Below are 22,637 nucleotides of genomic sequence, written 5' to 3'. Positions count from 1 at the left end.
ACCCGGACGCCGTATCCGTGCGGGGGCCTGACGGCACAGCCCTGGCGGGCGGCGCCCCTCAGCCGTCCGCCCCGGCTGCCGCCACCGCCTTGGCCCAGCGGTAGTCCGCCTTGCCGCTCGGGGAGCGCCGGATCCGGTCGGCCAGGACCAGGGCGCGCGGGATCTTGTACCCGGCGAGCCTGGTCCGGCAGTGGGCCTGGACCGCGGCCAGGTCCAACGCCGCCGCTCCCTGGCGGAGTTCGAGGACGGCCGCGACCCTGCTGCCCCAGCGTGCGTCGGGGACGCCCGCCACGAGTGCGTCGTACACGTCCGGGTGGGACTTGAGCGCCTGCTCGACCTCCTCCGGATAGACCTTCTCGCCGCCGGTGTTGATGCACTGCGAGCCCCGGCCGAGCACGGTGACGATGCCGTCCGCGTCCACGGTCGCCATGTCGCCCAGCAGCACCCACCGTTCGCCGTCCTTGTGGAAGAAGGTGTCGGCGGTCTTGGCCGGGTCGTTGTAGTAGCCGAGCGGTACGTGGCCCCGCTGCGCGATGCGGCCGACCTCGCCCGGGGCCACCGGCTCGTACGTCACCGGGTCGACCACCGCCGTACGGGCGTTGACCTGGACCCGGAAGCCGCGCTCGGGGCCGGAGTCGGCGGTCGCCGTGCCGTTGAAGCCGGACTCGGAGGAGCCGAAGTTGTTGAGCAGCATCACCGTCGGCACCAGCGCCTGGAACTCGGCCCGCACCGAGTCCGACATGATCGCCCCGGAGCTGGAGACGGAGAACAGCGACGAACAGTCCGTCCCCCGCATCGGTCCGTCGAGGGCGTCGATCAGCGGACGCAGCATCGCGTCCCCCACCAGGGAGACGCTGGTGACCTTCTCCCTCTCGATCGTCCTCAGCACCTCCTCCGGCGCGAACTTGCGGTGTACGACCACCCGCTGGCCGAAGTTGAAGCCGATGAACGCGGTGAGCGTCGAGGTGCCGTGCATCAGCGGGGGAGTGGGGAAGAAGGTGATGCCGTCGCCGCCCGCCGCCACCCGCTCGGCCAGCTCCTGCGGGCTCTTCACCGGCTCCCCCGTCGGCGCGCCACCGCCGAGGCCCGAGAAGAACAGATCCTCCTGACGCCACATCACCCCCTTCGGCATACCGGTCGTGCCGCCGGTGTAGATGATGAACTGGTCCTCGGCGGAGCGGGGTTCGAATCCGCGTGACGGCGAGCCGGAGGCCTCGGCCTCGGTGAAGGGCACCGCCCCCAGGGTCACGGATGCCTCGGTGGACCCTACCCGGACCAGATGGCGCAGCGCCGGGGCCTGCGTGGACGCCGCCGCCACCCGCTCGTCGAACTCGCCGTCGAAGACCAGCCCGGCCAGATCCGCGTCCCGGTACAGGTAGACCAGTTCCTCCTCGACGTAGCGGTAGTTGACGTTCACCGGCACCAGGCGGGCCTTGAGCGCTCCCAGGACCGTCTGGAGGTACTCGATCCCGTTGTACAGGTGCAGGCCCAGGTGTTCGCCCGGGCGCAGGCCCGCGCCGATGAGGTGATGCGCGATCCGGTTGGCGGCCGCGTCCAGTTGGAGGTAGGTGAGACGCCGTTCGGCGCCCGTGCCGGGATGGTCGACGTACAGGAGCGCCTCTCGGTCGGGGACCACGTCCACGACCGACTCGAACAGGTCGGCAAGGTTGTACTCCACCGTTCCTCCTGACCCCGGATGACTGGCGACTCGGCCGTCATTAGAGCGCCGGTCGGCACAAGTGGGAAGGGGCGGCGCCGAAGGAATCTGACTGACAGTCAGAAAACTATTGAACTGTGGAGCCGCCTCCTGCAACCTGTTCCAGGTCCGCAGAGGGGAGTTCGTCATGGGCGGAACGGAACACCTGACCGTGGAGCGTGAGGGCGCCACGCTGGTGCTCACCCTGAACAGGCCGGAGGCCAGGAACGCGTTGTCGCTGCCGATGCTCGTCGGCCTCCACGACGGCTGGCTCGCGGCCGACGCCGACGACCGGATCCGCTCGATCGTCCTCACCGGCGCGGGCGGCGCGTTCTGCTCCGGCATGGACCTCAAGGCGCTGGCGGGCGACGGCATGGCGGGGCAGGAGTACCGCGACCGGATGGCCGCCGACCCGGACCTGCACTGGAAGGCGATGCTGCGCCACCACCGCCCGCGCAAACCGGTGATCGCCGCCGTGGAGGGCCCCTGTGTCGCCGGCGGCACCGAGATCCTCCAGGGAACGGATATCCGCATCGCCGGGGCGGGCGCCACCTTCGGGCTCTTCGAGGTCCGGCGCGGCCTCTTCCCGATCGGCGGCTCCACCGTCCGGCTGCCCCGCCAGATCCCCCGTACCCACGCCCTCGAAATGCTCCTCACCGGCCGCCCGTACACCGCCGACGAGGCCGCCGCGATCGGCCTCGTCGGACGCGTCGTGCCCGACGGCGCCGCCCGCGATGAGGCCCTAGCCGTCGCCGAACGGATCAACGCCTGCGGCCCGCTCGCCGTGGAGGCCGTCAAGGCCTCGGTCTACGAGGGCGCCGAGCTGACCGAGAGCGAGGCGCTGGCCGCCGAACTCAAGCGCGGCTGGCCCGTGTTCGCCACCGAGGACGCCAAGGAGGGCGCCCGCGCCTTCGCCGAGAAGCGCCCGCCCGTCTACCGCCGCGCCTGAGCCCGCGCCCCGAGTCCTGAACCCCACGCCCCGGGTCCTGAACCCCGGGCCCGGAGACCGGAGTTCTGATTCCCGAGCCTAGGAGAGAGCCATGACCGAGATCCTCAGCGCCCCGCTGGTGGTCGAGTTCCCCTTCACCCGCTCCCTGGGCCCCGTCCAGAGCGCCTTCCTCACCGGACTGCGCGAGCGCACCGTCCTCGGCGTCCGCACCGACGACGGCAGGGTCCTCGTCCCGCCCGTCGAGTACGACCCCGTCACCGCCAACGAACTCCGCTCACTCGTCCGGGTCGCCCCCACCGGCACCGTCACCAGCTGGGCCTGGAACCCCTCCCCCCGCCGCGGCCAGCCCCTGGGCACCCCCTTCGCCTGGGTGCTCGTCCGCCTCGACGGCGCCGACACCGCGCTCCTGCACGCCCTGGACGCCCCTGGACCCGACGCCGTCCGCACCGGGATGCGCGTCCGGATCCGCTGGGCCGCCGCCCGTACCGGAGCCATCACCGACATCGCCTGCCTCGAACCGTACGGCGGTGAGCCGGAGACCGCCGAACCCGTGCCCCACGACGGGGAGTTCGCCGACCCCGTCACCGGCATCACCGTCCCCGCCCGCCTGGACTACGTCCACACCCCCGGCCGCGCCCAGAGCGCCTACCTCAAGGCGCTGGAGGACCGCCGCACCGTCGGCGAACGCTGCCCCGCCTGCCGCAAGGTCTACGTACCGCCGCGCGGCGCCTGCCCCACCTGCGGCATCGCCACCGCCGAACAGGTCGAGGTCGGCCCACGCGGGACCGTGACCACCTTCTGCATCGTCAACATCAAGGCGAAGAACCTGGACATCGACGTGCCCTACGTCTACGCCCACATCGCCCTCGACGGCGCCGACCTCGCCCTGCACGGCCGCATCGCGGGCATCCCCTACGACGAGGTCCGCATGGGGCTGCGCGTCGAGCCGGTCTGGGCCGAGGGCGCCCGGCACGTGGACCACTACCGGCCCACCGGGGAGCCCGACGCCGACTACGACACGTACAAGGAGCTGGTGTAGATGCGAGACGTGGCGATCGTCGCCTTCGCCCAGAGCCCGCACCGACGGCGTACGGACGAACTCTCCGAGGTCGACCTGCTGATGCCCGTCCTCCACCAGGTGCTGGAGACCACCGGCCTCAGGGCCAACGAGATCGGGTTCACCTGTTCCGGCTCCGCCGACTACCTCGCCGGACGGGCCTTCTCCTTCACCATGGCGCTCGACGGCGTCGGCGCCCACCCCCCGATCTCCGAGTCCCATGTCGAGATGGACGGGGCCTGGGCGCTGTACGAGGCCTGGGTGAAGATCATGACGGGGGAGGCCGACACCGCGCTCGTCTACGGGTACGGAAAATCCTCGCCCGGCCAGGTCCGCGACGTCCTCACCCGCCAGCTCGACCCCTACTACCTCGCACCCCTCTGGCCCGACTCCGTCTCCCTCGCCGCCCTCCAGGCGCAGACGCTCCTCGACGCCGGCCGCACCGACCGGGCCGCCCTCACCGCCATCGCCACCCGCAGCCGCGCCGACGCCACCGCCAACCCGTACGCCCAGCTCACCGGGGACGTCCCCGTCGGGGACCTCCTCGTCCACCCGCTGCGCACCGGCGACTGCCCGCCCATCGGTGACGGCGCCGCCGCCGTGGTCCTCGCCGCCGGGGACACCGCCCGCGCCCTCTGCGCCCGCCCCGCCTGGATCCGGGGCATCGACCACCGCATCGAGGCCCACGGCCTCGGCGTCCGCGACCTCACCGACTCACCCTCCACCCGGCTCGCCGCCCGGCATGCCGGAGCCTTCGAGCGCCCCGTCGACACCGCCGAGCTGCACGCCCCCTTCACCGCGCAGGAGGTGATCCTCCGCAGGGCCCTCGATCTCGGCGACGACGTCCGCGTCAACCCCTCCGGAGGAGCCCTCGCCGCCAACCCGGTCATGGCGGCGGGCCTCATCCGGCTCGGTGAGGCCGCCGCCCGCATCCACCGCGGCGCGTCCGACCGGGCCCTCGCCCACGCCACCTCCGGACCCTGCCTGCAGCAGAACCTGGTCGCCGTCCTGGAAGGGGAGAGCACCCATGGCTGAGGAGCCCGTCGCCGTCGTCGGCATCGGCCAGACCAAGCACGTCGCCGCCCGGCACGACGTCTCCATCGCCGGACTGGTCCGCGAAGCGGCGGTCCGTGCCCTGGAGGACGCCGCACTGACCTGGAGCGACATCGACGCCGTCGTCATCGGCAAGGCCCCCGACTTCTTCGAGGGCGTGATGATGCCGGAGCTGTATCTCGCGGACGCCCTCGGGGCCGTCGGCAAGCCGATGCTCCGCGTCCACACGGCCGGTTCGGTCGGCGGGTCCACCGCACTCGTCGCGGCCAACCTGGTCGCCGCCCGCGTCCACCGGACCGTCCTGACCCTCGCCTTCGAGAAACAGTCCGAGTCCAACGCGATGTGGGGGCTCTCCCTGCCCGTCCCCTTCCAGCAGCCGCTGCTGGCCGGGGCAGGCGGCTTCTTCGCCCCGCACGTCCGCGCGTACATGCGCCGTACGGGAGCCCCCGACACGGTCGGCTCCCTCGTCGCCTACAAGGACCGCCGCAACGCCCTCAAGAACCCCTACGCGCACATCCACGACCCGGACCTCACCCTGGAGAAGGTCCAGGCCTCGCCCATGCTCTGGGACCCGATCCGCTACTCCGAGACCTGCCCCTCCTCCGACGGGGCCTGCGCGATGGTCCTCACCGACCGCGACGGCGCGAGCCGGGCCCCGCACCGGCCCGCCTGGGTGCACGGCGGCGCGATGCGCAGCGAACCCACCCTCTTCGCGGGCAAGGACTTCGTCTCCCCGCGGGCGGGCCGGGACTGCGCCGCCGACGTCTACCGGCAGGCCGGGATCACCGACCCGCGCCGGGAGATCGACGCCGTCGAGATGTACGTCCCGTTCTCCTGGTACGAGCCGATGTGGCTGGAGAACCTCGGCTTCGCCGCTGAGGGCGAGGGGTGGAAGCTCACCGAGGCGGGCGTCACCGAACTCGACGGCGACCTCCCCGTCAACCCGTCGGGCGGGGTGCTGTCCACCAACCCCATCGGTGCCTCCGGCATGATCCGCTTCGCCGAGGCGGCGCTCCAGGTACGGGGACGGGCGGGCGAGCACCAGATCGACGGGGCCACCCGGGCGGTCGGCCACGCCTACGGCGGCGGGGCGCAGTTCTTCGCCATGTGGCTCGTCGGCTCCCAGCCCCCGCCGGGATGACGGCCCGGGGCCGGACCTCCCGGGCGCACCCGGGGAGGCACCGGCTCAGGCCAGCGGGCAGCTGACCGGCAGCACCCGTTCGGTCAGCCGCCCCCGGAGCAGGCCGTCGGCGGTGAACTCCGCATCGGTGAGCCAGTCCGCCACCGTCAGCTGCTCCACCAGCGGCTCCAGCCCCTCGGGCCCGGCGCAGCACCAGGAGGCGAGGGGCTCCACCTCGACACCCTCGCCGTCGGGCCCCAGCCGGCCGTCGGCGCTGGTCCGCACGGCCAGGGCCAGGGCCAGCAGCCGGACATCGGCGCCGGTCTTCTTCTTGCGGAGCTTCTTGTCACCCACCACCCGCTGGGCCCACCCGCTCAGCTTGGGGCGGGTCTTGCGGCCGAAGACGAACGGACCCGGGCCGTCCTCGTCGGGCATCAGGGACGGGATGGTGATCGGGGTGGGGCTCTCGGGGCGGGAGGCGAGCAGCTCCTCGACCGTACCGGGGAAGGAGAGCCAGCCGCTCTCCACGAGCTTGCCGATCAGCTCCTCGGGATCCGTCAGGGGCAGCCCCCTGACGTCCTGCCCCACCAGGTTGCCGGTGCCGGTGAGCGCCGAGCGCAGGGTCAGCAGCACCGCCAGGAGACGGGCCTCCGCGCCGGGCGCCGGGGTGTGCCCGGCGACATGGGCGAGGATCGCCCGGGCGTGGTCCCACTGCGTGAGGCCCGGCAGCAGCCTGCTGGTGACCTGCCCGTCGCCCGCCGGGCTCTGGCCGGTGCGCTGCTGGTGCTGGAGGAGGGCGGCGGCGGCCGCCTGCTCGGCGCGCTCCGCCTCCAGCCGCAGTTCGGTCTCACCCGTCACCTCCGCCCAGGTCCGGAAGGCCTTCGCCTTGCGGGAGTGGAGCTCGGAGAGTTCGACCAGATCCGGTTCGGGGCGCTGCTGGTAGGCGCGGAAGAGATCGCCCAGCTCGATCAGCTCCTCGCGCAGGGCGACGGGGTGCAGGTCGAACGGCACGATCCGCTGCGCGATCTTCCCGGACCGGCGCTTGCGGCGGGGCCGGGGAGGGCGGGCCGCGGGCACCCCCTCGGGGACGGGGGCCGGGGCCGACGCGGCGTGGGAGAACTGCGGGCCGATCTGGGCGGGCGGCCGGGGCGCGGCGGACCGGGCCCCACCCGCCGGAACCCCCGGCGCGAGGGCGGCGGACGGCGCGGCGACCGCCGGGGCGGTGGCGACGACCTTCGCCGAGGGGTGGGCGGCCGCACAGCGCGCGCAGCACTCCAGGGCCCGCCACCAGCGCCCCTGCCGGTCGTTGATGACGGCCAGGACGACCGGGCCCCCGCACCGCGACGCCGGGGCGCGGTCGCGGGGGCCGTCGGTCCGCACATGGGTGTGGCAGTCGTCGGCCCGGCAGGCGCAGTACGCCTCGGGCCGGGGCCCCGACGCGGCCCGCAGATGCGTCGCCAGGTGCGCGACGGCGGCGGTACGGCCGACGGCGGCGGACGGCAGGACCTGGGGGGCGCAGCCCGGACGCCCGCACGAGACGCGTACCGCCGTACCGCCCCGGTCGGCCGGGTCCAGACGCACCATCCACGCGCGCCCCGCCACCCGCTCTTCCAGCCCGCCCACTGTGCCCTCCACCGTCATCCTGTCCTCTCCTCCGGCGCATCGCCGTACCCGTCTCGCGGCGCACCGCCGTTCCCGCATCCGCCGCTGCCACGGCGGACCGGGCACAGCGGTGATCCAACGGTATGCGTCACACGGGCCCGTCGTGCAGGAACTTGCGCCGATTCCACGCGGAAGAGTCGAGGGTGTGCCCGAACGTGCCCCGACGCGGTGCCGGAAGGGTAAGGGCAGGGGGCCGGGCACGATGTCACCGGCGGCCGGGAGGCCCGGCCCGGGGGCGGCGGCCGGGCCCGGGCCCGGCTCCCCGACGTGGGCCGGGCCACGTACCATGTCAGCATGTCCTTCCTCCGCCGCCGCAGCGCCGCAACACCCGCGGGCCCGGACTTCGATGTCCTGGCCATGGACCCGGGGGACTGGCCCGGCAACCTGGGCGCCGGTCTGCTCCCCGCGCCCGACGGCAGCTGCCAGGGCGTCTTCCTCCGTTACGACCTGTACGGCGGCCGCGGCCCGGCCATGATCATCGGCAATCTCCCGGAGGGCTCGCCCGCCCGGGAGACCGAGGAGGGCCAGGTTCCCTTCGAGGTGGCGCAGCTGCTGCTGGCCCTGGAGAACGACGAGCCGATCGAGGTCGTCAGCAGCGAGGACGTCCCCGTGATGCAGGGCGACAACCTGCTGATCGTCCGCCGGGTGAAGCTCTCGGAGAGCCGTATCGCCTGCGTCCAGTTCGACCGCAGCGACGGGGTGCTCGTGACCATCGCGAGCTGGGACCGGCCCATCACCGACGACCTCTACACCCTTCTGAAGCCCCTGCCCGCCGAGCTCTTCCAGCAGGGCTGAAACGTCACTGCATAGGCCGCCCGAATATGCCGGACGGCCTGTCCGGCCCGGCTCCTCTCCGGGCCTCTCTTCCGCTCACGGTCTCTCGCCGGCTCCGACCACCGGAGCGTCCGGGCTCCAGAAGTGTCCGGAACGGCGAACGGCCCGCCGCGCGTGTGGCGCGACGGGCCGTACGGCGTACGGCGGTGGCCGTGCCGTCCCCGGGAACTACGCCCTGCTGCCCGCCAGTTCCGTCATCAGCCGGGTCACCTGGGCCGCCGAGGTGCCGAGTCCGGTCGGCCCGGCGAGGATCTGCGGTGCGCCGTGCCCGCGGCGCAGATCCTCCTCGCGGTAGCGGCGGCAGCCCCGGTGCCAGATGAGGATGCCCGCGAGCCAGTGCTTCAGCTCCTGCACATAGCCCGCCAGCACCTCCCGGGCCTCGGCGTCGAGGGCGAAGTCGTCGTACAGCACCGGGAGTTCCACCTCCGCCACATGCAGGAACTGCCGCAGCCGGGACTCCATCAGGTCGTGCACGATCCGCACGCCCGTCGGATAGTCGACGCCGAAGAAGTTCTGGACGACCAGGACGCCGTTGTGCACCTCGCCCTCGTACTCGATCTCCTTCTGGTACGAGAACAGGTCGTTGAGCAGGCACGCGTAGTCCGCGGCAGCGTTCTCCAGCGAGCGCATCGGACCGCTCCGGTAGACCGCCTCGGGCACCTTCCTGCCGTGGGCGAGCCGGCACAGGCTCATCGTCAGGTCCGACCCGAAGGTCGCCCGCCGCATCTCTGTGTAGTCGACCGGGTCAGGGATACGGTTCTGCGCCTGGTTGGCCAGCTCCCACAGCCAGCTCTCGGTCATCGACTCGATCGCGGTCCGGAAGGCGCGCCGCGCGTCCAGGTCCATCGGCCCCGCCGTCCGGAGCCACAGATCGCCCAGCGACCGCTCCAGCGCGTTCACCGGCTCGGGGGTCGCCTCACCGTCCAGCGGCATGAAGAGCGAGAGCCGCTCGTTGGCCAGCCGGGCGCCGGCCAGGTCCCTGGTCCGCCCGTGCACCACGGGGAACCAGTCGTCACCGTACGTACCCCAGGCGAGCCACGCCGAGGAGATGTCCAGCTCCTCCGGCGAGGCGTCCGGATGGATGCCCGCCGCGCAGAGGGGGAGGTCGATCGCGAGGATCCGCTCCTCGTCCCAGATGTGCGAGCCCGGGACCCCCGGCTGCGCCTCCAGGATGCCCATGCGGCGCGCCCAGTCGACCAGTCGGAGCCTGGCCCCCTCCAGATGCGGGCTCAGCGTCGTGGAGAACGGCAGCTTCAGGTCGGGGACGATCGAGGGGCCGACGTGCTGGAAGGGCCGGTGGCTGTGGCTGCGGGCCCGCGCCGTCTCCGAGCGGAGGGTGAACTTGATGGAGGCGGCGGACATGCCGAAGCCCGCCACGGCCTCTCCGGCCCCGCCGCCGTTCATGTACCGGCTGGAGCGCATGTGCCACTCGTGGCCGCCGGACTGCCAGTCCTGGAGCCCCTTGACGTACGCGAGGACGGAAGCGGTCTGCGCCGGGTCGAGGCCCTTCTCCGCGCAGAGCGGGCCCAGTTCGGTGAGGGCGGTGTTCTCGAACTGGTGGAGCCGCGAGGTCAGCAGGTCGTTGACGGCCTCGGCGGCCTCCTGGGTCGTGCACCCGAGGAACTTCTCCAGGACCAGGACCCCGTTGCTGTTCTCGCCCTCGTCCTCGACCTCGCGCTGGTAGGAGAAGAGGTCGTTGCGCAGGTGCACCCCGTCGGAGAAGGCGTCCCGCAGGACCCGCAGCGGGCGCGACCCGGCCACGGCCGCGGGCACCTCGGCGTCGGCCGCGTACTCCACGAGCCCGGCCGACCAGGGGGCGCCGCCGACCTTGCGGCGCATCTCGATGTACTCGACGGGGTTGGCGATGCGGCCCTCGTTGATGTTGGAGAGCTCCCACAGCGACTCGTTGAGGAGGTTCTCCGTCGCCACCGCGAACCGGGCGCGCCACGCGTCCGACATCGAGGGGACCGTCCGCTCCCACAGGTCGGCGAGGCCCGCCTCGACGGGGTTCTCCGGCTCGGGCACGGCCGCCCCGCGCTCCATCGGCATGAAGGCGGGCAGCCGGTCGAGATAGCGCTTGGCGCCCTCACGGTCGGGCGTGCGCTTGAACAGCTCCAGGAAGTGGTCGTCGAAGAAGAAGACCCACACGTACCAGTCGGTGACCAGGGACAGGGCCTCGGCCGAGCAGTCGGGGTGGGTGTAGGCGCAGAGCAGGGCGTAGTCGTGCGCCTCGAGGTCCTTCTCCTCCCAGATGCCGGATCCCTCCAGCATCCCCATCCCGCGTGCCCACTCCCGGGTATGCGTCCGTGCCGCCTCCACATGAGGGTTGAGCCGGGCCGGATACGGAACATAGAAGTCCGGCAGTGAGAAGGGCTGTGCCATGTGCGATAGGCCTTTCCGGAAGGCTCCGCGCGGCGAGGGCGCGGATCGATGGTGTCCGCGCCAGCCCTACCCTTCGGCCAACCGGGGCACGCACCAGGGGGATTAGTCGGATAATCGCGGTCTGGTCTGTGCCTCTTCGGTGTGGCGGCCTGCGATGTGCGGCGTCCGCTCAGTAGGCGGAGTCGACGTTGTCGATCGAGCCGTACCGGTCGGCTGCGTAGTTGGCGGCGGCGGTGATGTTGGCGACCGGGTCGGTGAGCTTCTTCGGGGTGCCCTTGACGTGGTACGCGTCGAAGGTCGGCTGGATCACCTGGAGCAGGCCCTTGGAGGGGATGCCGTTGCGGGCGTTGATGTCCCAGTCGTTGACGGCGTTCGGGTTGCCGCTGGACTCGCGCATGATGTTGCGGTGCAGCCCCTCGTAGGAGCCGGGGATGTTCTTCTTCTTCATGATGTCGAGCGACTCGCGTATCCAGCCGTCGAGGTTGTCCGCGTACTTCTTGGGAGCGGCCTTGGGGGCGGCCTTCTTCGGGGCGGCCACGGCCTTGCGCTCGGTGGAGCGGTTGGCGGCCTGCTTCTCGGAACGCGCCTTCTCGGCCGCCTTCTTCGCCTCGGCCTCGCGCTCGGCGACGGCCTTCGCGGCGGCGGCCTTGCGGTCGGCCGCGACCTTCTTCGCCGCGGCGGCGTCGGCGGCCGCCTTCTTCGCGGCGCTCTCCGCCGCAGCCTTCTCCGCCGCGATCTCCTGGGCCGTCGGGGCGCCGGTGGCGGCCTTCCCTGCGGTGGCGGAGGACGTGGCGGCGGTGGGCTGCGCCTCGCTCTGCCCGCCGGTCGCGGTGATGGCCGTGACGGAACCGGCCGCGACGAGCGCGGCGGCGGCGAGCTTGTGGGAGCGGGTGACGCGGATGGTGCGGGGCATGCGGAACTCTTCCTGTGGGGGACGGGGCCTGCGGCCATGGGCCGCGTGGGCGGAGACCGGGGGATGCCGGCCGCGACCGCCGTGGGGCGCTCGTCGCGGGATCGGTCTCGGTGTCTGCCGGGATCCATGGTTAACGGCCGTCGAGACAGGAGGCAATGACCCTATTTACTAGGGTGAGTAGTTGATGGGGTGGAATATCCCTTTTGGCGTCTTCTTCGCGCCGCAAGGGAGCGGTCGCACCCACTACTCCGGCTCGTAGGTGACATGGGTCTCGTGGCGCGCCTCACCCGGGGGCGCCCCTCGGGTGGCGATCGGTCAATGTCCCGTCACGGAGCGGCACCGCCTTTCGCGGAGTTCGCCGCCGCCCCGGAGCCCGTTCCCGCTATGCCGTGCCCGCTATGCCGTGCCCGTGTGCCCGTGTGCCCGTACGTGCCCCCGTCCGGACACAGCACAACGCGCTGCGGGACCGGTGTGTCGGCACCGGTCCCGCAGCGCGCTTCCTTACACAGTGGCCTTCTGGCCGCCCGGACTCAGCGCGTCCCGACCGCCGCCCGCACCGCCCGCCGCGCCATCGCGCAGTCGTCGTGCAGCCGGCGCAGCAGCAGCCTCTGCTCCTCGCCCGAGGAGAGCACCCCCGGCCGGTCCTGCCCCGCGCTCACCGGGGGCGCCTCGCGCATGGTGCGCTGGACGGCCGTCTCGTAGTTACGGATCTCGCGGGTCAGCACGAGCATCAGGTTGACCAGGAACGCGTCCCGCGCGGCCGGGCCCCTGGCCTGCGCCAGCTGGCTGATCTGGCGCCGCGCCGCCGGGGCGTCGCCCAGCACCGTCCACAGCGTCGCCAGGTCGTAGCCCGGCAGATACCAGCCCGCGTGCTCCCAGTCGACCAGCACCGGGCCGGTCGGCGACAGCAGGATGTTGGAGAGCAGCGCGTCACCGTGGCAGAACTGGCCCATAGACTGACGGCCGCCCGCCTGGGCCAGACCGTGCAGCAGCTTCTGGAGGTCGCCCAGATCCCGGTCGGTGAAGAGACCGAGCTCGTGGTAGCGGGCGATCCGCGAACCGTAGTCGAGCGGCGCCTCGAACAGCCCGGGCGGCGGCCGCCAGGCGTTCACCCGGGCGATCGCCCCGAGCGCGGCCCGGATGTCGGCCCGCGGCGGGGCCTCCGCCGGATGCCGGGTCAGCGCGGCCACCCGTCCGGGCATGCGCTCGATCACCAGCGTGCAGTTCTCCGGATCCGCCGCGATCAGCCGGGGCACCCGCACCGGGGGGCGGTGCCGGACGAACGCGCGATATGCCGCTATCTCGTGCTGGAACCGTTCCGTCCAGGCGGGGGAGTGGTCCAGTAAACACTTGGCCACGGCGGTGGCCCGCCCGGTGGCGCCCACGATCAGCACGGAACGGCCGCTGCGCCGCAGCACCTGGACGGGGTTGAACTCGGGGCAGATGCGCTGCACGGAGGCGATGGCCATCCGCACCTGTGCGCCCTGCGGCCCGGAGAGGTCGATCCTGCCGCTGAGAGGTCCGGCACCCGGTCCCGCCGCCCGCCGGGTCCGGCCGCCCAGGCCCTGTGCCGGCGCACCGGCGTGGGGGGCGAGATACGGCCCGCCGCCCGTCCCCATGGGACGGAGCGGCCGGGGCGGGGCGGACACGGAGGACGATGCTGTGTACATGGGCGAGACAGATCCCTTCGTGCGCCGACAAGTTACGTACGCCAACCCGGCCGACGGCCGTTCGGCACCCTGGGGAGTACCTAGGGCTGCCGGGCGGGGTGGCGCTTTCCTACCTGACACCGGAGCGCGGGTGGCAGACCATCTGGCGGACCCTGGCGAACCCTGGCGAATAGTCACGGCGCATCTGACAGGGGGTTAGTGTCAAGTCAGCCGAGAACCTGGGGGCTTGACGTGACCGGAGAACCCAACACCCGTCTTTCCGACCTGTTCGGCCTGGCCGGCTGGTCCAAGGGCGAACTCGCGAGAATGGTGAACCGGCAGGCGGCGGCCATGGGCCACCCGCAGCTGGCCACCGACACCTCGCGGGTCAGGCGCTGGATCGACATGGGGGAGTCCCCCCGTGATCCCGTGCCGGAGGTGCTGGCTGCCCTGTTCACCGAGCGGCTCGGCCGTGTCGTGACCATCGAGGACCTCGGGTTCGGCCGACGCGGGCGTGCAGGGAAACGGCGTGACTCCGGGACGGAACGCGATCCCGATCAACTGCCGTGGGCGCCCGAGCGGACGGCAGCGGTCCTCACCGAATTCACGGGAATGGACCTCATGCTCAATCGACGCGGCTTGGTGGGTGCGGGCGCCGCGCTCGCCGCCGGCTCGACCATCGCCGGCCCCATGTACGACTGGCTGCACAGCGACCCCGTCCTGGCTGCCGACGCGCCACGCGCCAACGAACCGCAGCACGCCGACCCCGCCGGTCTCGACCGGTACGAGGCGGCGCCCGTGGGCTCCGAGGAGATCGAGGCCCTCGAGTACTCGGTCGAGGTGTTCCGGGCCTGGGACGCCTCCCGGGGCGGCGGTCTCCAGCGCAAGGCCGTGGTGGGCCAGCTCAACGAGGTGGGCGGCATGCTCGCCTACCGCCACCCCGACCACCTCCAGCGCCGCCTGTGGGGCGTCGCCGCCAACCTCGCCGTCCTCGCGGGCTGGATGTCCCACGACGTCGGCCTCGAACCCACCGCCCAGAAGTACTTCGTCATCGCGGCCCACGCGGCCCGTGAGGGCGGCGACCGGCCGCGCGCCGGTGAGGCGCTCTCCCGCGCCGCCCGCCAGATGGTCCACCTGGGCCGTCCCGACGACGCCCTCGACCTGATGAAGCTCGCCAAGTCCGGCTCGGGCGACGAGACCCTGCCCCGTACGCAGGCGATGCTGCGCACCATCGAGGCCTGGGCCCACGCGGCGATGGGCAAGGGCCAGGCCATGCGGCGCACCCTCGGTGAGGCCGAGGAGCTGTTCGTCTCGGACAAGGGCGACGTGCCCCCGCCCAGCTGGATGCAGATGTTCGACGAGGCGGACCTGCACGGCATGCAGGCCCTGGCGTTCCGCACGCTGGCCGAGCACGACCCGGCCGCCGCCGTCATGGCCCAGCGCCACGCCAAGCAGGCCCTGGAGCTGCGGGTGGGCGGACGCCAGCGCTCCAAGCTCTTCGACCACATCTCGCTCGCCTCGGCCTGCTTCATCGCCAACGACCCCGAGCAGGGCGACCGGTACGCGAGGCTCGCCCTGATCTCCATGGGGGAGACCTCGTCCCACCGCACCTGGGACCGGCTCCGCGCGATGTACCGGCTCACCGGCCAGTTCGCCGGGCATGCCAGGATCCAGGACCTCCGTGAGCAGATCGAGCGGTCGTTGCCGCAGAGCCCGATCGCGAGGAAGGCCAAGGGGGCCCAGGCGTGAACTCCGTACGGGTCCGCCGGCGGAGACCGTAACCGCCGCGCGCACCCCACGTCCTGACGCCCCGGCGATCCGAGGCCTCGGCGTATCCATGACCTGGTGTACCCACGACCTGGCGTGCAGAGGTCACGACGGTCCTCCGCCATGGCACCCGGCGGTCCTCCGTCAGGCAGTCCGGCAGCCCCGAGGGCCGGACCTCAGCCCCGTCATGCCCTGATACGGGCGACCAGCACACACGCGTCGTCCAGGCGCTCGGCCCCGCCGAACTCCTCGACCACGCCCCGCACGCACTCCTGTGCCGTACGGGCGTGTGCGAACCGGGGGGCGAGGGCGAGCAGCCGCTCCGGGCCCGCACCCCGGTCGTCGCGGCGGGTCAGGCCGTCCGTGTGCAGCATCAGCACATCGCCGGGGAGCAGCCGCACCTCCTCCTGTTCGTACGCGAACTGGGACCCGGCACCGAGGAGGACCCCGTCCGGGGGCGGCAGCTGTCGAGCCGTCCCGTCACGGAAGAGCAGGGGCGGCGGGTGTCCGGCCTGCGCCCAGGAGAGCACCCCGCCCGCGGAGTCGTACCGGCAGCACAGGGCGCTGCCCAGGGCGGACCGCATCGACGATTCGAGGAGGTGGTCGAGGTGACCCATCAGGGCACCCGGCTCGATACCGGCGAGGGCCATGCCGCGCAGCGCGCCGAGGACCAGGGACATGGCCGAGGTGGCGGGGAGCGCGTGCCCGGTCAGATCGCCGACGGTCAGCAGGGTCCGGCCGCCGGGCAGCTCCATCGCGTCGTACCAGTCGCCGCCGATGAGGCCGCCGGATGCGGAAGGGCGGTGGTGCGCGGCGATGTCCAGGGTGCCGGGGCGGTCTCCGGGAGGAGGGAGGCGCAGGGAACCGCGCCACGGCGGCGCCACGGACCCTTGAGGCTCCGCGGCCGTCGGCTCCTCCGCCTGCCCGGGGGAGACGCGTCCGGTAGCCCCGTCGTGCGGCGCCGCTTCGTGCGGGGCCGTGTCGTGGTGCCCGTCGCGCAGGGCCGCGTCCCGGCTCCGGTCGACGCTCTCCTCGCCACGGCGCAGCTCCCCGACGTCCCGGAGCACGGCCCACATGGCGGCGGTGCAGCCCTCGGCGTCGAGCACCGGTTCGCCGGTCATATGGAGGGTGCGGACCCGGTTGTCGGGGAGCACGATGCGGAACTCCCCGTCCATCGGCCGTCCGTCGACGAGACAGCCCGTCACCATGGCGGTGAGCTTCGCCTGGTCGTCGGGGAGGAGGACGGACGGCAGGTCGTCCAGGGAGAGCGGCGGTGAACCGGGCGGCCGGCCGAAGATCTCGTACAGCTCCTCGGACCAGCTGACCTCGTCGGTGAGGAGGTTCCATTCGGCGCTGCCCACCCGCTGCGGCGCGGGGCCGTCCGCGGACGGGCCGTCCGCGGGAGCGTGCCGTGCGCCGGAACGCCGGGCGGGGGGACCGGCCCTGAGCTGGCCCAGATGCTGGTCGAGGTCGTCGAGATGCTGGACGGCGAGGTCGCACAGGGCGCGCTGCCAGCGGGCCTGGGGGTCGTCCTCACCGGTCGCCGCGTCACGTCCCACGGCCGCCACGTCCCCGCGCAGCTGCCGGGCGCGGTGGATCAGCGCGTCGACGGCTTCGTGCGCGGGGGGCTGCGGTGCGGGGCGGTCCGCGAACAGATGGGACGGCATCTCGTACTCCGATACAGGCGCGGCGCGGCCGGGTCTCAGGGCGGCCGCTATCGACTTTCGCACAGCCCGCGGCGGCCCGTAAGGCATTCGACAACACTCGTCACGTAGTTGCTTCTGGCATATGCCAGCGGCTGTACGCGACCGGCGACGGTCCGAACGGACGTACGGGTCAAGGGTGTTGGCCTGTCCCTGTGGCACGGGCGTCGGCCGGCGGTGCCCGGTCGAGGGGCCGGGCCGGAATCCGCGTGCGGGCGGTGGCGCGGCCCGGGAGGATGGCCCGCATGCCCGGACCGCCGCGTGCTCCCCTGCCCCCGCAGTGCGTTCTCGACGCCTTCGGCCTGCGGGGCGTACCCGAGCCCCTGGCGGGTGGCCAGGGTCGGAGCGTGCGCGTCGGCGGGGCCGTCCTGAAGCCCGCGGAGGGGGCGGTGGAGGAGTCGGAGTGGGCGGCGTCCGTGGTGGAGCGGCTGCCCCGGGGTGCCGGGTTCCGGGTGCCCCGGCCCCTGCGGTCGGCCGACGGGGACGCCGTGGTTCACGGCTGGACCGCCGCCGAGTTCCTGGACGGGCGGACCGGCCCCCAGCGGCAGTGGTCGGGGGTGCTGGCGGCGGGCCGCGCTCTCCATGCCGCCCTGCGGGAGGAGCCCCGCCCCGACTTCCTGGACCGCCGGACGCACCCCTGGGCGGTGGCCGACCGGGTCGCCTGGGGTGAGCGGGAGTCCGACGTGGTCGCGGAACTGGCCGAGCCGCTCGCGCTGCTGCTCTCCCGGCGGCGGCCCGTCGAGGCGACGGCGCAACTGGTCCACGGTGATCTGGCCGGCAATGTGCTCCTCGCGCCCGGCAGGGACCCCGTCGTCATCGACTTCACCCCCTACTGGCGCCCGCCCCTCTACGCCGAGGCCGTCGTGATCGTGGACGGCCTGCTCTGGTACGACCTGCCGCCGGGCCTCCTGGCCGCCGGTGCGGGCGACCCCCGCCGGCGCCAGATGCTGATCCGGGCGCTGATCTTCCGGCTCGTCGCGCTGAGCGGGCTCGCCGGACCGTCCTGGAGCGCCGGGGAGAAGGAGGCCGCCCGCTTCCTCACGGTGGCGGAGGCCATCGAGCGCGGCTGATCCGGCCCGGGGAGTGCCGGCTGATCCGGCGCGGGAATGCCGACGGGGCGAGGCGCGTTCTTCCAGCAGAACGAAAACGAATCCCATCACCGTTACGGCGGTGGCGCCAGGCTCCTCCGGGCCTCGGCCGCCCGCCCCGCAGCGAGGAAGGAACGCATCGATGAAGCCCCGTATCCACCCCGTCTCCCGCCCCGTGGTCTTCCGGGACCGCGCAGCGGACGTCGCCTTCCTCGCCCGCTCCACCGCCGACTCCGGCGAGCGCGTGACCTGGGAGGACGGCAACACCTACCCCGTCATCGACGTGGAGACCTCGTCGGCGAGCCACCCGTTCTACACCGGGAGCCGGCAGGTGCTCGACGCGGCCGGCCGCGTGGAGCGGTTCCGCCGCCGTTACGGCACCGAGGCGCCGCGCGGCTGACCCGCCGCACCCCGAACCGCCGGCGGAACCGGGCGTTCCGTGTCATGGGTCACAGGGGCGGGGGCCCGGTTCCCGGGAACAACCCGAGATGGTTTATCGTTCACCTATACGTGGGAGCGAACGGCCGGCACCGCCGGGCCGCACCGACACCCCAGGGGAGAGCCGCGAGGCCGAGACCCGTCGGAGTCCTCCGCCGTGAGGCGGCCGCGCGTGACACCCACCCTCAAGCCGCCCCGGCTGGATTCCCCCGATCCGGCCGGGGCTTCCCCTTCGCCGGCGCTGCCCGCCACCCTCCGCGGCGCACGCCTTCGAGAGCCAGCGCCGCGATGACCAGAGCCACCGCGCCCAGCGCGGCCCCGGGACTCCAGCACCGCTCCGTCACCGCGGCGAGCCCCGCCCCGGCCACCACCGCGCCCAGCCGGCCCAGCACCCATCCGTCGCCCGGTCCCAGCTCCCGCGCCGCCGCTCGGCCGGCCAGGGAGGTGAGGGTCCCGGTGAAGTAGTTCGTCGGCGTCACCCGGGCGCGCCCCTGGATCCCCATCGCCAGCGAGACGAGTGCCAGCAGCCCGAGCCGGTCACCGTACGACGGCACCAGGCCGAACCCCCAGAGCGCGGCCGCCACCCCGAGCAGGACGGCCTCGGCGAGCAGCACCACGGCCAGGGGAAGCCGGGCCATCAGCGCACCGCACGCGGCCCCGCAGGCATACGCCGTCAACGCCGTGACCACCCGCAACGCCACACCGTCCTCGCCCGCCCCGGCCGCCGAGGCCCCCAGCAGCACCAGATTCCCGGTCATCACGCCCGCGAAGACCTGGCCCACACAGAGGAAGACGAACGCGTCCGCCGCGCCGGAAGCCGCGGAGAGAAGCAGCAGAACCGCCTCACCCCGCCGGGAGAGAACGTCGGTCCGGGGCGCGGCGGCGGGGGAGCCGGGTGGAGGGGACGAGGGGGACGCGGGCGGGGGAGGGGAGTGCACGGGAGCATTCTCGATAGGTACGGGCCCGGGGCCGCACTCCACGGCGGACGCGGCGCGCCGCGAACCCCCGTCCCCGCCGCGCCCCTCCGGCGCCCCGCGCCGTCGACACCCGGAACGCGCCGGTCACACCGTCTCGTCGAGGTCCTTCGCGTAGTGCTCGATCGCCGGACGGTACTGCTGGACGGACGGGTCGTCGCTGGTCGACGCCACCAGCCGCAGCAGCAACCGCATCGCCTCGTGGTGCTCGCCCGTGTTGAACAGCGCCATCGCCAGGAACGTCCTGAGCGCGCCGTCGTCCGGGAACTCCTCGACGCCCCCGCGCAGCGTCTCCACGGCCTGCCCGAACCGCCCCAGTACCCGGTAGGTACTGCCGAGGCCCAGCAGCGCTCCCCGCCGGTCCTCCACAGCCAGCCCCGTCCCCGCCAGGGCGCGTTCGTAGTAGGCCACCGCCTCGGACTCCAGGCCCAGGACGTCGTGGACCCACGCGGTGCGGTAGGCCACCTCCGCGTCGTCGGGGAACCGCGCCGTCAGGGCCAGCAGCTTCTCCCGCGCCTCCCCGGCCCGGCCCCCCTCGCGCAGCCGGTCGGTCTCGGCCAGCAGGTCCTTCTTCTCGCGTGCGCTCATACGCCCATCGTCGCAGGCGCCACCGGACGGCCGGACGAATTTCCGTGCCGGGGCGGCCGACCGGGTGTCTTCCGCCCCGGCGGGGGCACCAGTCCGCCATGACTGCGGAGAAGAACACTCCTGCGCGACAGGGGACATGGACACGCGTACTGCTGAGAATGACCGTCCTGACGGTGGTGCTGCTGGGGCTGGTGGCCTTCTCCGTCCTGCTGGCCAAGGTGACGCTCACCCCGTCACCGGCCTCCGCGGACATCGTCACCTCCAACCTGCAGCCGGGACGGTCCCTGCGCCAGTACGCCGAGGACTACACCTTCCTCGCCGCCTGCAAGCAGGCGGGCGGAAACATCCTGCTCGGCGTGCCCTTCGGGCTGCTGCTGCCGTTCCTCGTGCCGCGCCGTCTGCGGATGGTCACCATGACGCTGCTGACCGCCGCCCTGATGGTCATCGTGGAGTTGGTGCAGGGTGCCCTGGTCACCGGACGCGCCTTCGACATCGACGACGTCATCCTCAACACGACGGGTGCCCTGCTCGGCTACTTCCTGCTGGGCCGCCGGCTCAGCCACCGCTACCACGTCTACGCGCACCCCTCCCCGGCCGAGGCGGCGAGGGCCGTACAGGAGCCGCGGACGTCCGAGCCGGAGACGCCGGAGCCCAAGGCGCGGGACGCGAAGACGCCGGCCTCCAAGGCGGCGGGGTCCAAGGCGGGGGAGCCGAAGACGGCGAAGCCGAAGGCGGGCGACCGCACCGGGACGAAGACACTGGCGGCGTCCGGAACCGGTGCCAGGGGCGCGGGCGGCCGCCCGGTCGGGGACGCCGCCAAGCCGGGCTCCGGCCGCGCACTGCTGAACCGGATCCGCAGGCGCTGACCGCGTCGGCACCCGCTCCACCCGTTCGGGCCGCGGCCGTTTGCGGGTCGCGGCGCGCGGACGCAGCGTGGGGGCATGTCCTGCGCGCGGACGCCGCAGGGCCCCCTGCCGAGGAGGAGCGACATGGCCGATGGCCGGTGGAGCCCGGGCCGCAAGGAGGCCGACGCCGACGAGTTCAGGCCGGTCCTCGACATCGTCGAGCCCGGCCACCAGCGCCGGCTGACGGTCCTGCTGCGACTGCTGCTGCTGATCCCTCAGTTCATCGTGCTGTTCTTCCTGCACATCGCGGCCTTCTTCACCGTGATCGCGGGCTGGTTCGCCGCCCTGGTGCTGGGGCGGCTGCCGGACCCCGTCTTCCGGTTCCTCTCCGGGTTCCTGGGCTACGACATGCGCGTGTCGGCCAGCCAGATGCTGCTGGTCGACCGCTATCCGCCCTTCGCGCTGACGCCGCCGCCGGACTACCCGGTCCAGACCGAGGTACGGCCCACGGCCCTCAACCGCCTCGCCGTGCTGTTCCGCATCTTCCTGATGATCCCGGCGGCGATCGTGCAGAGCCTCGCGGTCTACGGCTGGTGGGCCCTGGCCTTCGTCTGGTGGGTGATCACGCTGGTCCTGGGCCGGATGCCGCGCCCCCTGTTCGAGGCGACGGCGGCCACCCTGCGCTACCGGATGCGGTTCTCCGCGTACACCATGATGCTCACCCCGGCCTACCCCAAGGGGCTCTTCGGGGACGACGGCCTCGCCGTACCGCAGGGGCACCCCCGCTCCGCCACCCGGCCGCTGGTCATGAGCAGCGCCGGGAAGTGGCTCGTGGTGCTCTTCCTGGTGCTCGGCCTCCTGGGCAACGTGACCACCTCGGTCACCACCGCGACCTCCGACCCCGACGACACCACGCGGCTCTCCGGCACCCCCTGAGACCACCCCGGGTCCCCCTCGGCCCCCGCGGGCCCCGGCGTCTGCATCCGCCTACCCGAACTGGCCGATATAGCGCGGAAGATGGGTTGAAAGAGCGGGCGCGGGTCACATGCAGTCCATGACGTCCAGCGACGCACCCACGGATACCGCCGCACAGAGCGGGAAGAAGCCCACACGCCGTCCCGGGCGGGGCCTGCTGAAGGTCGTCGGCATCGGCGCGGCCGTCCTGGCCCTGCTGTTCGCCGGCGGCCGGCTCAGCCTGCTGCCCAGCCTCGACGGCCTCTTCGGGGAGCGGACCAACGACCGGTCCGGTCCCGCGGTCCTGAAGTCGATCCAGGACATGAGCGCGTACGAGGCGGCCTCGGGCAACTTCCAGGTCGTCGTCGACCTGGAGAAGGACGCCAGGTTCCTGCCCGATGCCGTACGCGGCACCCGCACCCTGTTCGTCGGCGCGGGCACGGTCGGAGCCTCCGTCGACCTGGGCAAGGTCACCGAGGACGGCGTGGTCGTCGACGAGGACCGGACGACCGCCGAGATCCGGCTGCCGCGCGCGGTGCTGGGCAAGCCGGCCCTGGACCCGGACCGCTCCTACGCCGTGTCGAAGCAGCGCGGACTCCTCGACCGGCTCGGTGACTTCTTCTCCGACAACCCGAGCAGTGAGCAGGCGGTCAACCAACTCGCCGTCCGGCACATCGGTGAGGCGGCGAAGGAGAGCGGACTGACCGCCCGCGCCGAGAAGAACACCGCGGAGATGCTGAAGGGTCTGCTCGGTTCCCTCGGCTTCGAGCGTGTCACCGTCCGGTACGGCGACGACCAGGGCTGATGGCGCCCCGGCGCCGGGCGCGGTGACCCTTCGTCGCGGCCCCGCGCCCGGGGCCGCGCCCCTCCCGTCGCCGCCCGTCCCTCCCGCCCCATCGCCACCATGCCCTTGACGCGTACGCGACGCAGAGTATGGTCTAGGCCAAGTGCAAGGCCTTTCCGGC

At 73.0% G+C, this 22,637-nt stretch carries 19 protein-coding genes; 11 read left to right on the top strand and 8 right to left on the bottom strand.

What is annotated here, in order from left to right; translation table 11 throughout:
- Positions 1-58: 58 nt before the first annotated feature.
- Positions 59-1,678, bottom strand: a complete 1,620-nt coding sequence (locus ACQ9ZG_RS00490; RefSeq protein WP_109915241.1) for an acyl-CoA synthetase — start codon at positions 1,676-1,678, stop codon at positions 59-61.
- Positions 1,679-1,844: 166 nt separating this feature from the next.
- Between ACQ9ZG_RS00490 and ACQ9ZG_RS00485 the strand changes: the two genes are divergently transcribed.
- The 4 genes from ACQ9ZG_RS00485 (at position 1,845) to ACQ9ZG_RS00470 (ending at position 5,896) form a co-directional block, all read left to right on the top strand.
- A complete protein-coding gene (locus ACQ9ZG_RS00485) occupies positions 1,845-2,645 on the top strand; it encodes a crotonase/enoyl-CoA hydratase family protein (RefSeq protein WP_099220325.1) in 801 nt (266 codons plus the stop codon).
- A 91-nt stretch (positions 2,646-2,736) separates the two neighbouring features.
- A complete protein-coding gene (locus ACQ9ZG_RS00480) occupies positions 2,737-3,684 on the top strand; it encodes a Zn-ribbon domain-containing OB-fold protein (RefSeq protein WP_109915242.1) in 948 nt (315 codons plus the stop codon).
- Complete coding sequence (locus ACQ9ZG_RS00475; protein WP_109915243.1) at positions 3,685-4,737, top strand: thiolase family protein; 1,053 nt, start codon at positions 3,685-3,687, stop codon at positions 4,735-4,737.
- Positions 4,730-5,896 carry a thiolase family protein gene (locus tag ACQ9ZG_RS00470; RefSeq protein ID WP_109915244.1) on the top strand — a complete coding sequence of 389 codons (1,167 nt, stop codon included), beginning with the start codon at positions 4,730-4,732 and terminating at the stop codon, positions 5,894-5,896. The genes ACQ9ZG_RS00475 and ACQ9ZG_RS00470 overlap by 8 nt, the downstream gene beginning before the upstream one ends.
- 45 nt (positions 5,897-5,941) lie before the next feature.
- Here ACQ9ZG_RS00470 and ACQ9ZG_RS00465 read toward each other — a convergent pair whose 3' ends face one another.
- Positions 5,942-7,516: a hypothetical protein gene (locus tag ACQ9ZG_RS00465; RefSeq protein WP_499279612.1), complete on the bottom strand. Its 1,575-nt coding sequence runs from the start codon at positions 7,514-7,516 to the stop codon at positions 5,942-5,944.
- A 315-nt stretch (positions 7,517-7,831) separates the two neighbouring features.
- Between ACQ9ZG_RS00465 and ACQ9ZG_RS00460 the strand changes: the two genes are divergently transcribed.
- Entirely contained in the window at positions 7,832-8,332 is a 501-nt protein-coding gene (locus ACQ9ZG_RS00460; protein ID WP_003971159.1) for a hypothetical protein, read from the top strand.
- Between the two features lie 207 nt (positions 8,333-8,539).
- Here the strand turns inward: ACQ9ZG_RS00460 and ACQ9ZG_RS00455 are convergent, their stop codons facing one another.
- The 3 genes from ACQ9ZG_RS00455 to ACQ9ZG_RS00445 form a co-directional block, all read right to left on the bottom strand.
- Positions 8,540-10,753 (bottom strand): terpene synthase family protein, encoded by a 2,214-nt coding sequence (locus tag ACQ9ZG_RS00455; protein ID WP_109914986.1) that lies wholly within the window; start codon positions 10,751-10,753, stop codon positions 8,540-8,542.
- A gap of 169 nt (positions 10,754-10,922) precedes the next feature.
- Positions 10,923-11,666: a transglycosylase SLT domain-containing protein gene (locus ACQ9ZG_RS00450; RefSeq protein ID WP_109914987.1), complete on the bottom strand. Its 744-nt coding sequence runs from the start codon at positions 11,664-11,666 to the stop codon at positions 10,923-10,925.
- A gap of 530 nt (positions 11,667-12,196) precedes the next feature.
- Positions 12,197-13,336: an aminoglycoside phosphotransferase family protein gene (locus ACQ9ZG_RS00445; RefSeq protein WP_084996825.1), complete on the bottom strand. Its 1,140-nt coding sequence runs from the start codon at positions 13,334-13,336 to the stop codon at positions 12,197-12,199.
- A gap of 231 nt (positions 13,337-13,567) precedes the next feature.
- Here ACQ9ZG_RS00445 and ACQ9ZG_RS00440 point away from each other — a divergent pair, with 231 nt between their 5' ends.
- Positions 13,568-15,064 (top strand): DNA-binding protein NsdB, encoded by a 1,497-nt coding sequence (locus ACQ9ZG_RS00440; protein ID WP_028417043.1) that lies wholly within the window; start codon positions 13,568-13,570, stop codon positions 15,062-15,064.
- Positions 15,065-15,267: 203 nt separating this feature from the next.
- Here the strand turns inward: ACQ9ZG_RS00440 and ACQ9ZG_RS00435 are convergent, their stop codons facing one another.
- Complete coding sequence (locus tag ACQ9ZG_RS00435) at positions 15,268-16,749, bottom strand: SpoIIE family protein phosphatase (protein WP_499279607.1); 1,482 nt, start codon at positions 16,747-16,749, stop codon at positions 15,268-15,270.
- Positions 16,750-17,030: 281 nt separating this feature from the next.
- Between ACQ9ZG_RS00435 and ACQ9ZG_RS00430 the strand changes: the two genes are divergently transcribed.
- On the top strand, positions 17,031-17,855 hold the full coding sequence (locus ACQ9ZG_RS00430; RefSeq protein ID WP_181398077.1) for a phosphotransferase: 825 nt from the start codon (positions 17,031-17,033) through the stop codon (positions 17,853-17,855).
- Between the two features lie 160 nt (positions 17,856-18,015).
- Entirely contained in the window at positions 18,016-18,273 is a 258-nt protein-coding gene (locus ACQ9ZG_RS00425) for a type B 50S ribosomal protein L31 (RefSeq protein ID WP_109914387.1), read from the top strand.
- A gap of 223 nt (positions 18,274-18,496) precedes the next feature.
- Here ACQ9ZG_RS00425 and ACQ9ZG_RS00420 read toward each other — a convergent pair whose 3' ends face one another.
- Together ACQ9ZG_RS00420 and ACQ9ZG_RS00415 are read right to left on the bottom strand one after the other, a co-directional pair.
- Entirely contained in the window at positions 18,497-19,144 is a 648-nt protein-coding gene (locus tag ACQ9ZG_RS00420) for a DUF1275 family protein (RefSeq protein ID WP_499281558.1), read from the bottom strand.
- Between the two features lie 228 nt (positions 19,145-19,372).
- Positions 19,373-19,873: a tetratricopeptide repeat protein gene (locus tag ACQ9ZG_RS00415; protein WP_109916744.1), complete on the bottom strand. Its 501-nt coding sequence runs from the start codon at positions 19,871-19,873 to the stop codon at positions 19,373-19,375.
- Between the two features lie 158 nt (positions 19,874-20,031).
- Here ACQ9ZG_RS00415 and ACQ9ZG_RS00410 point away from each other — a divergent pair, with 158 nt between their 5' ends.
- The 3 genes from ACQ9ZG_RS00410 to ACQ9ZG_RS00400 all read left to right on the top strand — a co-directional run bounded on the left by ACQ9ZG_RS00410 (position 20,032) and on the right by ACQ9ZG_RS00400 (position 22,477).
- The gene (locus ACQ9ZG_RS00410) at positions 20,032-20,739 is read left to right on the top strand and encodes a VanZ family protein (protein ID WP_258312316.1); all 708 of its coding nucleotides are present in this window, start codon (positions 20,032-20,034) and stop codon (positions 20,737-20,739) included.
- A 123-nt stretch (positions 20,740-20,862) separates the two neighbouring features.
- The gene (locus ACQ9ZG_RS00405) at positions 20,863-21,654 is read left to right on the top strand and encodes a DUF4389 domain-containing protein (RefSeq protein WP_028417036.1); all 792 of its coding nucleotides are present in this window, start codon (positions 20,863-20,865) and stop codon (positions 21,652-21,654) included.
- A 118-nt stretch (positions 21,655-21,772) separates the two neighbouring features.
- Positions 21,773-22,477 (top strand): DUF4230 domain-containing protein, encoded by a 705-nt coding sequence (locus ACQ9ZG_RS00400; protein WP_026238069.1) that lies wholly within the window; start codon positions 21,773-21,775, stop codon positions 22,475-22,477.
- Positions 22,478-22,637: the final 160 nt, after the last annotated feature.

The sequence above is a fragment of the Streptomyces araujoniae genome (assembly GCF_050871195.1).
Taxonomy (GTDB): Bacteria; Actinomycetota; Actinomycetes; order Streptomycetales; family Streptomycetaceae; genus Streptomyces; species Streptomyces bacillaris.
Note: the sequence above shows the minus strand (reverse complement) of the source record. Positions and strands in the feature narration are given on the sequence as shown.

What these genes read in the sequence shown, in the direction of transcription:
- ACQ9ZG_RS00485 (WP_099220325.1), top strand. Translation starts at nt 1,845, where the DNA reads ATGGGCGGAACGGAACACCTGACCGTGGAGCGTGAGGGCGCCACGCTG.
- ACQ9ZG_RS00480 (WP_109915242.1), top strand. Translation starts at nt 2,737, where the DNA reads ATGACCGAGATCCTCAGCGCCCCGCTGGTGGTCGAGTTCCCCTTCACC.
- ACQ9ZG_RS00475 (WP_109915243.1), top strand. Translation starts at nt 3,685, where the DNA reads ATGCGAGACGTGGCGATCGTCGCCTTCGCCCAGAGCCCGCACCGACGG.
- ACQ9ZG_RS00470 (WP_109915244.1), top strand. Translation starts at nt 4,730, where the DNA reads ATGGCTGAGGAGCCCGTCGCCGTCGTCGGCATCGGCCAGACCAAGCAC.
- ACQ9ZG_RS00465 (WP_499279612.1), bottom strand. Translation starts at nt 7,516, where the DNA reads ATGACGGTGGAGGGCACAGTGGGCGGGCTGGAAGAGCGGGTGGCGGGG.
- ACQ9ZG_RS00460 (WP_003971159.1), top strand. Translation starts at nt 7,832, where the DNA reads ATGTCCTTCCTCCGCCGCCGCAGCGCCGCAACACCCGCGGGCCCGGAC.
- ACQ9ZG_RS00455 (WP_109914986.1), bottom strand. Translation starts at nt 10,753, where the DNA reads ATGGCACAGCCCTTCTCACTGCCGGACTTCTATGTTCCGTATCCGGCC.
- ACQ9ZG_RS00450 (WP_109914987.1), bottom strand. Translation starts at nt 11,666, where the DNA reads ATGCCCCGCACCATCCGCGTCACCCGCTCCCACAAGCTCGCCGCCGCC.
- ACQ9ZG_RS00445 (WP_084996825.1), bottom strand. Translation starts at nt 13,336, where the DNA reads ATGTACACAGCATCGTCCTCCGTGTCCGCCCCGCCCCGGCCGCTCCGT.
- ACQ9ZG_RS00435 (WP_499279607.1), bottom strand. Translation starts at nt 16,749, where the DNA reads ATGCCGTCCCATCTGTTCGCGGACCGCCCCGCACCGCAGCCCCCCGCG.
- ACQ9ZG_RS00430 (WP_181398077.1), top strand. Translation starts at nt 17,031, where the DNA reads ATGCCCGGACCGCCGCGTGCTCCCCTGCCCCCGCAGTGCGTTCTCGAC.
- ACQ9ZG_RS00425 (WP_109914387.1), top strand. Translation starts at nt 18,016, where the DNA reads ATGAAGCCCCGTATCCACCCCGTCTCCCGCCCCGTGGTCTTCCGGGAC.
- ACQ9ZG_RS00415 (WP_109916744.1), bottom strand. Translation starts at nt 19,873, where the DNA reads ATGAGCGCACGCGAGAAGAAGGACCTGCTGGCCGAGACCGACCGGCTG.
- ACQ9ZG_RS00410 (WP_258312316.1), top strand. Translation starts at nt 20,032, where the DNA reads ATGACCGTCCTGACGGTGGTGCTGCTGGGGCTGGTGGCCTTCTCCGTC.
- ACQ9ZG_RS00405 (WP_028417036.1), top strand. Translation starts at nt 20,863, where the DNA reads ATGGCCGATGGCCGGTGGAGCCCGGGCCGCAAGGAGGCCGACGCCGAC.
- ACQ9ZG_RS00400 (WP_026238069.1), top strand. Translation starts at nt 21,773, where the DNA reads ATGACGTCCAGCGACGCACCCACGGATACCGCCGCACAGAGCGGGAAG.